Genomic DNA, 10,320 nt, shown 5'->3' on the forward strand with positions numbered 1-10,320 from the left:
TCAGCGCGCGCGCACGCCGACCGGGTACCAGTCGGGAACCACGACACGGTCGCGGGCGACTCCGAGAACGTCGGTGAGGTGGTCGATGATATCTGCTGTGCCGAGGAACCCGCCGAGCAGGTGAACGCGCGTCGCGTCGTCGGCATCGCACAGCATCTCGTTCGCCCATGCGGTCACGGCGCGGGACAGCGCCTCACCCTGACGGCACGACCGCCCGCTGCCCGGTGCACCCGTGCGGGCGGAACGGTCGAGCCAGGTCACGACCATGCGCGGAGGGGCGGAGACGGTGCCGATCGCGGATGCGTCGGGCACTTCGATGAACACGCGCCCCGTCGAGCAGAGCGGCAGCGTCGCGAGCAGAACCTCGAGATCCATCAGCGACGATTCGTCGGCCGTGATCAGGTGCTGCACGCGCGTGTGACGCGATGCGCGGCACGCTGCGCCGTTGTGCTGAGTGGTGTCGGTGTTCATGGCACCTTCAGTATAGGCGAGCCTTACCTATAAACCAACCGAGAAGGGAAGGTTCGCCTTCATCCGCCGTCGACGAGCGCGTCGCGCAGACCGTGCAGCTCCGCCGCCGACATGCCCTGCTCGCGGAACCACTCCTGTGCCGATCCGTGGCGCTGCCGCAGCTCCGTCAGAAACCCCGCCATCACGTGGGCAGGCGAGCGCATCGCGAGGTCGATGAGATTCTCCCGGTCGAGCCCGGACGCCCGCAGGCCGGTCAGCATGGCACGGTTGCGCGTCTCCGGCAGCAGGGACTCCGTGCGCGCGTAGTCGGCCACGACGGCCTCGTCCGGAACTCCGACGGCCGAGAGCACGAGCGCGGTCGTCACCCCGGTGCGGTCCTTTCCCGCTGTGCAGTGCACGACGGCCGGATCGTCCTGGGCGATCAGCCGTGCCGCCCGCGCCAGCCGTTCCCCTGCCTGGTCGAGCAGGGAGCGGTACATCAGCCCGAGCGTCATATCCGGCCGGAAGAAGGATCCAACGGACCCGAGGAACAGGGGCAGATGGAATGTCTCGATGCCACCGGAACGGCTCGGCTCCGTCGCCAGCTCCTCATCGGAGCGCAGATCGATGATGCGCCTGATGCCCAGTTCCCTCAGCCGCCGCTGCCCTTCAGGAGTCAGCTCCGAGAGCGCACCGGAGCGGAACAGCACGCCGCGCCGGGTGATGCCGCCGGATGCGGGAAGACCGCCGACGTCGCGGAAGTTGATGGCACCGTCGACACCGGGCCACGGCGCGGTCCCGGTCGCCGTCACGAACGGGCGACGGGGTTCGTCTGCAGCCGGGAGGCGAGCACCACGCGGTTGAAGGCGTTGATCTCGACGGCCAGCCAGCTGACCCCGGCGTACTCGGCGTCGGTGAGCACCGACGTCGCGCGCGCGTACGCGTCGTCGGAGACGCCGCCGGAGTGGATGAATGTGAATGCTTCGGCCAGCTCGAGCGCCGCGCGCTCCCGCTCGCTGAAGACGCCCGACTCGCGCCACACCGGCAGCTGCGCGAGATCGTCGTATCCGACGCCGGCCTTGGCCGCGCGGTCGGTGTGCACGCGAACGCAGTAGGCACAGCCGTTGAGCTGCGAGCAGTGCAGCAGTACGAGTTCCTTGACCCGATCGTCGACGCCGTTCTCGGCGGCGATGCGAGCCGCGGTGTCAGCGAACGCACTGAGCGCCTTGTACGCGTCAGGTGCGGTCTTGTTCAGGTGCACGCGAGTGGATGTCACGTCGTCTCCCATCGATGCGCGAGTGCCTTCACACCGTATCGTGGGCAACCGACACTCAACTGGCCGGATCAGATCGACACGCATCGATCACGAATCATTTGCATCATGACATGTCCATGCCGACGCATGATGTGCACTTCGCCTTCAGATTTCGCCGGGAGTCGCGAAGACCCGCAGAATAGAGTCATCCGGATCCGCTCTCCGGCCCGCCTCAGGAAAGGAACTGACGTGGCATCCGACCGCTCTGGCTCGACTGCGACGCAGCAGTCGGGGCTCGTGTCCCACGATGCCGAGGAGTTCTCGTTCCTGACCGGCCAGGCCGAACGGCTCGGCACCGCGGTTCCGAACGTCGAGCGCATCGATGTCACTTCCTCCGAAGGTGCCGTTGCGAGCGCCATCGCCTACGGCGACGCGCCCGCAGAAATCGTGTTTCTGCACGGCGCGGGGCTGAACGCGCACACCTGGGATGCCACGGTCCTCTCCCTCGGCGAGCCCGCGCTCGCGATCGACCTGCCCGGCCATGGCGACTCCGCGTGGCGTCAGGACGCCGACTACTCCCCGCACACGATGGCCCCCGCCGTGATCGGTGTGATCGAGGCAGCCGCGAGCAGCCCCGTCGTGCTCGTGGGCCAGTCCCTCGGGGGCCTCACCGCCGCGGCCATCGCCGCCGCCCGTCCCGACCTCGTCTCACGACTGATCCTCGTCGACATCACGCCGGCCGTCGATCAGGGCGGGCCGGAGAGGCTGCGCGCGTTCTACGAGCGGCTGGAGTTCTCCTCGCGCGAGGAACTCGTCGACCGCGCCGTTTCGTTCGGGCTCGGCGGCGACCGCATCGAGACCCGTCGCGGCGTGCACCTCAACTCCCGCGTGCGCGAGGACGGGGTCGTCGAGTGGAAGCATCACTTCGCGACGATCGCGGCGCGCGCCCTCGACGCCTCGTCGTCCGCACGCGCCGTCGACGCAGCGGCAAGCTGGCGCGACCTCGAGACCGTGCGCGCCGACACCACACTGGTGCGCGGCACCCACGGCTTCGTCGACGAGAGCGCAGCCGATGTGTTCAGCGAGCGCATCCCTGCCGCGTCGATCGTCACCGTCGATGCTCCCCACAACGTCCAGGAGGTCGCTCCCCGGGAGCTGGCCGACGTGATCCGAAAGGCGCACAGCTGATGCCCCTCCCCTTCTCTCTCGGACGTCGCTCCGTCGCCGCCGCCGGTGTGATCATCGCGGGCCTCACGCTGGCATCGTGCACGGGCGACGAGCCGGAGACCGCGCCGGCCGTGAGCGCCGATCCGGATGCGACGCTGCGCGTCGGCCTGGTGCTCGCGCCGGACAACCTCGACATCCGGCACACCTCGGGCGCAGCACTCGAGCAGATCCTCGTCGACAACGTCTACCAGGGCCTGGTCACCCGCTCGCAGGAGGGTGAGATCGTCGAGGCACTTGCGGAGCAGTACGAGGTCTCGGACGACGGCCTGACCTACTCCTTCACCCTCGCCCAGGATGTGACATTCCACAGCGGCGGTGAACTGACCCCGAGCGACGCGGTCGCCTCGCTGCAGCAGGTCGTCGATGACGACACCGTGCAGGGCCACGACGACTTCGCCGGTGTCGCGTCGATCGAAGAGACCTCCGACGGCGTCGTGATCACGCTCAGCGAGCCGAACCAGAACTTCCTGTTCACGCTGACGACCCCTGCAGGCCTCATCCTCGATTCCGAGGAAGAAACGGACATGAAGACGGCGGCCAACGGCACGGGTCCCTTCGTCGTCGACGATTGGGCACCGGGTGACGGCATCGTCCTCACCCGAAACGACGACTACTGGGGTGAGCCCGCGGGGGTCGCCGAGGTCGACGTGAGCTACATCGAGGACTTCAACGCCGGCGTGAACGCCGCGCTCGGCGGCGAGCTCGACGTGCTAACGCCCGTGCAGGCCGACCTCGTACCGCAGATCGATGGTGTCGACGGGTTCGAACTGACCTATGGGCGCACGACCGACAAGTACGTGCTCGGGTTCAACAACGCGGCGGCGCCGCTCGACGACCCCCGCGTCCGCCAGGCGCTTCGGCTGGCGATCGATCACGACGCCCTGGTCGAGACGATCGGCGCCGGAGCGACCCAGTACGGGCCGGTGCCGGAGCTGGACCCCGGCTTCGAGGACCTCTCCGAGGTCGCACCGTACGACACGGCCGAGGCCGAGCGCCTGCTCGCGGAGGCCGGTGCCACCGACCTCTCGCTGACGCTGACGGTGCCGAACTTCTACGACACGACCATATCGACGTTCCTCGTCTCCGCGTTCCAGGACGTCGGCGTCGAGTTGGAGGTCGATCCGGTGGAGTTCCCGACCTGGCTCAACGACGTCTACACCAACGGCGACTACGAGCTCAGCATGGTCAACCACGTCGAGCCGCGCGACCTGGTGAACTTCGCGAACCCCGACTACTACTTCCACTACGACAACCCGACGGTGCAGGAGCTCTACCACCAGGCGATGACGGTCACCAATCCGGAGGAGTCGAACGTGCTGCTCGCAGAGGTGGCCCGTCAGGTCGCCGAGGACCATGCGGCCGACTGGCTGTACACGGCGGAGCAGATCACGGCGACCGCCCCCGGCGTCGAGGACTTCCCCGTCGACTCGCTCAACTCCCGCCTGCCCCTGGCCGGGGTGACCTACACGGGCGAGTAGCGCGCCGTTCCCATGATCCGGTACGTCCTCACGCGGCTGGCGCTGCTGGTGCTCGGGTTGGCCGCCGCCAGCGCCATCATCTTCCTCACGCTGCGCGTGCTGCCGGGAGACGTGGCGCAGGTGATCGCCGGCACGGGTGGGACGCCGGAGCAGGTGCGGGCCGTCCGGGAGGGTCTCGGGCTGAACCGCCCGCTGTTCGAGCAGTACGCGGACTGGATGGGCGGAGTGCTCACCGGCGACCTCGGCACGTCGCACCTCAGCGGGACACCCGTCGCAGAAGAACTCGCGGAGAAGGCTCAGGTCACGGTGCCGCTCGGGCTGCTGGCCCTGGTGATCGCGCTGGCCGTGGCCGTCCCGTTCGGCGTTCTGTCCGCCGTGCGTCGCCGTCACGCGGACGGCCAGGCGATCGGCTTCGTCGCTCAGTCCCTCGCCGCGGTTCCCGTCGTCTGGGCCGGCATGATGCTCGTAGTTGTGTTCGCGGTATGGCTCGGCTGGCTGCCCGTGCAGGGCTTCCCCACGAGAACAGGATGGGCCACGCCCGGCCGCGCACTCGAATCGCTGATCCTGCCCGCCGTCACGATCGGCGTCGTGGAGGGCGCCATGCTGCTGCGCTTCGTGCGCAGCGCCACGCTCTCGGCGTCGGGGGCCGACTTCGTGCGCACGGCGGCCGCGAAGGGGCTCACCAGAACGCAGGCGCTGCTGCGGCACGGGCTGCCGAGCGTCGGCCTGTCGATCGTGACCGTGCTCGGGCTGCAGGTCGCCGGCATCATCGTCGGCGCCGTCGTCATCGAGCAGGTGTTCAATCTGCCGGGCATCGGCCGGATGCTCGTCTCCGACGTCGGCACCCGCGACCTCGCGAAGGTGCAGGGCGAGCTCCTCGCACTGACCGGCTTCGTGCTCGTCGTCGGCTTCTTCGTCGACCTCGTGCACCGCGTGATCGACCCGAGGCAGCGAGAGGACGAGAGATGACCGTTCTGACGCGCCTCGTGCGCTCTCCGTCAGGGTTCTTCGGCCTCGTCGTGGTCGCGCTGATCGTCCTCACAGCGCTCATCTCGCTCGTGTGGACACCGTTCGACCCGCTCACGATCGACACTTCGGCCCGCTGGGCCGGGCCCGGCCTGCCGCACCTGCTCGGCACGGACAACACGGGTCGCGACATCCTGAGCCTGGTCATGGTCGGCGCGCGCACAACCGTTGTCGTGGCCGTCGGCGCCGCCTGCGTCTCGTGCGTGTTCGGTCTCGCCATGGCCGCGCTCGGAGCGCTCACGCCGCGGTGGGTGCGCGAATCCGTCGCGGTGATCATCGACATCTTCGTCGCCTTCCCCGTGCTGCTCATCGCCATGATGATCTCGGCGGTGTGGGGTGGTTCGCTCTGGGTGGTCGTCGCGTCGGTCGGGCTCGGCTTCGGGGTGAACATCGCGCGCGTCACCCGGCCGGAGCTGCGCCGCGTGCTCTCCAGCGACTTCGTGCTGGCAGGGCGGGCATCCGGCCTCACGCCGACGCAGAACCTCGTCAGGCACCTGCTGCCCAACGTCGCACCGATCTTCATCGTGCAGCTGTCGTGGGGCATGGCCGTCGCCGTGCTGGCCGAGGCTGGTCTGTCGTATCTGGGCTTCGGCGCGAGTGTGACCGAGCCGAGCTGGGGCGTGCTCCTCAGCCAGCTGCAGCGCTACCTCTCGGTGCATCCCCTCTCGGTGCTGTGGCCCGGGTTGGCGATCACCGCCGCTGTGCTCGCGTTCAATCTGCTCGGCGATGCGCTGCGCGATGCGACCGATCCGACGCTGCGCTCGGGCAGGCACCGCATCCCTCATGACGGACCGGGAGTGGTCGCATGAGCCTGAGCGTGCAGGACCTGCGGATCGCGTTCGGGGGCGAAGCGGTCGTCGACGGCGTCTCGTTCGAGGTTCCGGACGGCGCCCGCGTCGGACTGATCGGAGAATCCGGATCGGGGAAGTCGCTCACCGCCCTGGCGCTGATGGGCCTCCTGCCAGAGGACGCCGAGGTCACCGGATCGATCGAGTGGGACGGCCGCGAGCTGGTGAACATGCCGGATCGCGAGCGTGCCCGGCTGCGCGGCGCCGACACGGCCATGGTGTTCCAGGAGCCGCAGACCGCACTCAACCCGATCCGCACGGTCGGCAGGCAGATATCTGAGGCCGCGCGGATCCACCGCGGCCTCTCACGCGCCGAGGCCCGCCGGCTCGCGGTCGAGCTGGCGGGGCGGGTGCGTCTGCCGGAGCCCGAGGCGATCGTGCGCCGCCACCCGCATCAGCTCTCCGGCGGCCAGCGCCAGCGCGTCGCGATCGCCGCCGCCCTGGCCGCGGAACCGCGCCTGATCGTCGCCGACGAGCCGACGACTGCGCTCGACGTCACCATCCAAGCGGAGATCCTGGATCTGCTGCTCGGCCTCGTGGGCGACGACGGCACGTCGCTGCTGTTCATCACGCACGACCTCGCGGTGCTCGCTCAGGTCGCCGCACACGGCGTCGTGCTGGAGCGAGGGCGCGTGGTCGAGCACGGCGCCGTCGAGCACCTGCTCACCGCGCCGTCGCACGAGGTGACGCAGGGGCTCCTGCGCGATGCGAAGGCGACGCTGTGGCGTCCCGGCACCCGAGGCGATGAGGAGAGCACGTCGTGACCGATCCGATCATCCGGGCCGTCGGCCTCGGGCGCACCTACCCCGCCCGTCGCCCGAAGCGCGCGACGACGGCGCTGCACCCCGCCGACCTCGAAGTCGCCGCGGGCGAGTCCGTCGGCATCATCGGCGAGTCGGGCTCGGGCAAATCGACGCTCGTCCGGCTGCTGCTGGGGCTCGACCGCGCATCATCCGGCACGGTCGACATCGCGGGGCGCCGCGTCGATTCCCGGGCGTCGGCGAGATCGCTGCACTGGCTGCGCCGGATGACCGGGGTCGTGTTCCAGGACCCCTACGCTTCGCTCGATCCCCGGATGAGCGTGGGCCGGATCGTCGGCGAGCCGATGTGGGCATCGGGCATCGAACCGGACGGCGCGAAGCGGCAGGCGCGCGTGCGAGAGGCTCTGGCGCAGGTCGGCCTGGACGCCGACGCAGGCGTCCGCCACCCGCACGAGTTCTCCGGCGGTCAGAGACAGCGCATAGCCCTCGCCCGCGCTATCGTGCACCGACCCGAGATCCTGGTCGGCGACGAGCCGCTGTCCGCCCTCGATGTGACCGTCAGGGCGCGGATCCTCGACATGCTGCGGGGGCTGCGCACCGAGACGAACCTCACCCTCGTGATGGTCAGCCACGACATCGGTGTGGTGCAGAACCTCTGCGACACCGTCGTCGTGATGTCAGAGGGCCGCATCGTCGAACGCGGCCCCGTCGCCGAGGTGCTCCGCTCCCCCCGTGAGGACTTCACCCGCAGACTGCTCGCCGCGATCCCGACGCTGCCGTAGGGACGTCCCTTTCGAACGTGCCATGCGGGGCATGAACAAACCCGCTCCTGTCGTTCACTCCGCGTTCACCCGGCATCCGGAGTGCGTTCTGCCCGACCCACCAGCATGGTGAGGGACCACGGGGAGGTGACCGCATGTCTCTGGCTCGTCCGCTTTCCGCTCAGACGCAGGCCGCGACGACAGCAGTCGTGCATCGCGACGACGCGACGTCGATCGAGCGCGTCGACGTGCCGGCTCCCGGCACCGGCGAGGTCCTCGTCACCGTCGATCTGGCGACCGTGTGCGGCGCAGATCGCAAGGCGGCGCAGAACCAGCATGGTCCCGCCCGGATCCTCGGACATGAGGGCGTGGGACGCGTGCTCCGAGCGGGAGCGGACGCTCCCGTCGCACCCGGCACACGCGTGGTGTGGGCGCCGACCGTGACCTGCGGCAGGTGCGACAGGTGCAGGGCCGGTCTGACCGCTGCCTGCCGCAAGTCGATGTCGCTCGGCGAGCAGAGCGTCGACGGGCCGTGGCCGCTGTCCGGCACGTTCGCCAGGCACCTGCTCCTCCCCCGCGGTGCCGCGATCACTCCTGTTCCCGACGAACTCTGCGACCCGGTCGCCGCGTCTGCCGGCTGCTCGGCCGCGACCGTGATATCCGCGTTCGACGCGGCGGGCCCGCTCCGCGGAGCGCGCGTGCTCATCCTGGGCGCCGGCCTCCTGGGCCTGACCGCAGCCGCCTATGCGAACGACAGCGACGCCGCGTCGATCGTGGTGGTCGACCGTGATGCGGCTCGCCGCCGCCTCGCACGAACCTTCGGCGCGACGGAGGCGGTCGACCCGCACGACGGCCTGCCTGACGCCGACATCGCCGTCGACTTCACCCGATCCGGAGACGTGGCCTCCGCCGCTCTGCGGGCGCTCACGATCGGCGGCCGCCTCATCCTCGTCGAGCAGCACCGGTCGACACCCGCCCCCGGCCACGGCGACGCCGAACTGGACACCCATCGCGTCACCGCGCGCTGGCAGAACGTGTCGGGCGTCAGCGGCGCGGAGCCGCACCATCTCTCGCTCGCCGTCGACTACCTCACCGAGGCCCGTGCCCGCTGGCCGTGGGAGCAGCTCGTCACACCCGCCGTTCCGCTGTCGTACCTGCCGAGTCTGCTCACGGGGCCGGCACCGATCGCCCCGCGCACCGCCGTTCAGCCGCGGCGCTGAGGGGCGCGCTCCCTCGCGCCTGCCCGCCCGAACATCCGAGACAGAGGTCCAGGGCGCTTGCGACCCTTGAGCGATTTCTGCAGATAGATCGTGCCCAGCCACCGTCCGAACTTGAACCCGACCCTGCCCATCCGGCCCACTTCTCGGAAGCCGAACTTCTCGTGCAGCGCGATCGACGCCTCCGCGCTGCGGTCGCTGATCACCGCGACGATCTCGTGCAGGCCGAACTCCTCGCACGCCTCGATGTGCGCTTCGAGCAGCGCCTTGCCCAGCCCTTTGCCCGCCGCTCCCGGCCCCAAGTAGATGGAGTTCTCCGCCGTGTACCGGAACGAGCTCTTGCCCGACCACGGCGAGGCCAGCGCGTAGCCGAGCACCTGACCCGTCGGCGCCACGGCGACCAGGAACGGCAGCCCCAGTCGGTGCAGATACTCGAACTTCTCGCGCCACTGCGTGTGCGTCCACGGCTTCTCATCGAAGGTGACGACCGAGTTGCGCACGTAGTAGTTGTAGATCTCGCGCACGTCGGGCATGTCGGCGAGCGTCGCGGGGCGGATCTCATAGGAGAACGGCCGCTCCCCTTCCGGAGAACGCCTCAGGTGCCGCGGCAGGCGGCGACGCTTATTGTATTCCGATTCGAGCATACGTTCGGCTACCCCACGCTCCAGTCGACGGGCGCGGCACCCTGCTGCTCCAGCAGCGCGTTCGCGCGAGAGAACGGCCGAGAGCCGAAGAACCCGCGGCTCGCCGACAGCGGCGACGGGTGGGCGGACTCGATGCGCGGGGTGTCGCCGAGCAACGGCACGAGTGAGCGCGCCTGCGACCCCCACAGGATCGCCACGAGCGGCTTGCCGCGCCCGACGAGCTCCCGGATGGCGTGCTCTGTGACGCCCTCCCAGCCCCAGCCGCGGTGCGACGCCGGCTGACCGGGTGAGACGGTGAGCACCCGGTTGAGCAGCATGATGCCCTGATCGGCCCACGCCGACAGGTCGCCGTGGGCTGCGGGCTCGATGCCGAGGTCGTCGCGCAGCTCGCGATAGATGTTCTGCAGGCTGCGGGGAACGGGCCGCACGTCGCGCTCCACAGAGAAGGACAGCCCGACCGGATGCCCCGGCGTCGGGTACGGATCCTGTCCGACGATCAGCACCCGCACGTCGTCGAACGGCCGCTGGAACGCCCGAAGCACGCGCTCGCCCGCAGGCAGATACGCCTGACCCTCCGCCTGCCCGGCACGGAGCCGCTCGCCCAGCGCCGCGATGTCCGCCGCGACGGGCTCGAGGGCGCTCGCCCATCCGGA

The 10,320-nt window shown here is 69.8% G+C and carries 12 protein-coding genes; 7 read left to right on the forward strand and 5 right to left on the reverse strand.

Going from position 1 to position 10,320, the window contains the following annotated elements; translation table 11 throughout:
* Genes DZG09_RS13395 through DZG09_RS13405 form a run of 3 tightly spaced genes read right to left on the reverse strand, consistent with a single transcriptional unit; the run spans nt 1 to nt 1,726 of the window.
* On the reverse strand, nt 1-471 hold the full coding sequence (locus DZG09_RS13395) for an SIP domain-containing protein (protein ID WP_119698243.1): 471 nt from the start codon (nt 469-471) through the stop codon (nt 1-3).
* Between the two features lie 59 nt (nt 472-530).
* On the reverse strand, nt 531-1,262 hold the full coding sequence (locus tag DZG09_RS13400) for a tyrosine-protein phosphatase (protein WP_119698244.1): 732 nt from the start codon (nt 1,260-1,262) through the stop codon (nt 531-533).
* Nucleotides 1,259-1,726 (reverse strand): carboxymuconolactone decarboxylase family protein, encoded by a 468-nt coding sequence (locus DZG09_RS13405; protein ID WP_240424038.1) that lies wholly within the window; start codon nt 1,724-1,726, stop codon nt 1,259-1,261. Before DZG09_RS13405 ends, DZG09_RS13400 begins: the two co-directional genes overlap by 4 nt.
* 228 nt (nt 1,727-1,954) lie before the next feature.
* Between DZG09_RS13405 and DZG09_RS13410 the strand changes: the two genes are divergently transcribed.
* The 7 genes from DZG09_RS13410 to DZG09_RS13440 all read left to right on the forward strand — a co-directional run bounded on the left by DZG09_RS13410 (nt 1,955) and on the right by DZG09_RS13440 (nt 9,026).
* Complete coding sequence (locus DZG09_RS13410; RefSeq protein WP_240424039.1) at nt 1,955-2,893, forward strand: alpha/beta fold hydrolase; 939 nt, start codon at nt 1,955-1,957, stop codon at nt 2,891-2,893.
* Nucleotides 2,893-4,410, forward strand: a complete 1,518-nt coding sequence (locus DZG09_RS13415) for an ABC transporter substrate-binding protein (protein ID WP_119698246.1) — start codon at nt 2,893-2,895, stop codon at nt 4,408-4,410. The genes DZG09_RS13410 and DZG09_RS13415 overlap by 1 nt, the downstream gene beginning before the upstream one ends.
* Nucleotides 4,411-4,422: 12 nt before the next feature.
* Nucleotides 4,423-5,379, forward strand: a complete 957-nt coding sequence (locus DZG09_RS13420) for an ABC transporter permease (RefSeq protein WP_119698247.1) — start codon at nt 4,423-4,425, stop codon at nt 5,377-5,379.
* Nucleotides 5,376-6,245 carry an ABC transporter permease gene (locus DZG09_RS13425; RefSeq protein WP_119698248.1) on the forward strand — a complete coding sequence of 290 codons (870 nt, stop codon included), beginning with the start codon at nt 5,376-5,378 and terminating at the stop codon, nt 6,243-6,245. The genes DZG09_RS13420 and DZG09_RS13425 overlap by 4 nt, the downstream gene beginning before the upstream one ends.
* Nucleotides 6,242-7,048 (forward strand): ABC transporter ATP-binding protein, encoded by an 807-nt coding sequence (locus DZG09_RS13430; protein ID WP_119698249.1) that lies wholly within the window; start codon nt 6,242-6,244, stop codon nt 7,046-7,048. The genes DZG09_RS13425 and DZG09_RS13430 overlap by 4 nt, the downstream gene beginning before the upstream one ends.
* The gene (locus DZG09_RS13435; RefSeq protein ID WP_119698250.1) at nt 7,045-7,827 is read left to right on the forward strand and encodes an ABC transporter ATP-binding protein; all 783 of its coding nucleotides are present in this window, start codon (nt 7,045-7,047) and stop codon (nt 7,825-7,827) included. Before DZG09_RS13430 ends, DZG09_RS13435 begins: the two co-directional genes overlap by 4 nt.
* A gap of 134 nt (nt 7,828-7,961) precedes the next feature.
* On the forward strand, nt 7,962-9,026 hold the full coding sequence (locus DZG09_RS13440) for an alcohol dehydrogenase catalytic domain-containing protein (RefSeq protein ID WP_119698251.1): 1,065 nt from the start codon (nt 7,962-7,964) through the stop codon (nt 9,024-9,026).
* Here the strand turns inward: DZG09_RS13440 and DZG09_RS13445 are convergent.
* Complete coding sequence (locus DZG09_RS13445; RefSeq protein ID WP_119698252.1) at nt 9,011-9,667, reverse strand: GNAT family N-acetyltransferase; 657 nt, start codon at nt 9,665-9,667, stop codon at nt 9,011-9,013. The genes DZG09_RS13440 and DZG09_RS13445 overlap by 16 nt on opposite strands.
* 8 nt (nt 9,668-9,675) lie before the next feature.
* A partial coding sequence (locus tag DZG09_RS13450) for a uracil-DNA glycosylase (RefSeq protein ID WP_119698253.1) occupies nt 9,676-10,320 on the reverse strand: 645 nt, incomplete at its 5' end.

It is taken from the genome of Microbacterium halotolerans (assembly GCF_003569805.1).
Lineage (GTDB): Bacteria > Actinomycetota > Actinomycetes > Actinomycetales > Microbacteriaceae > Microbacterium > Microbacterium halotolerans.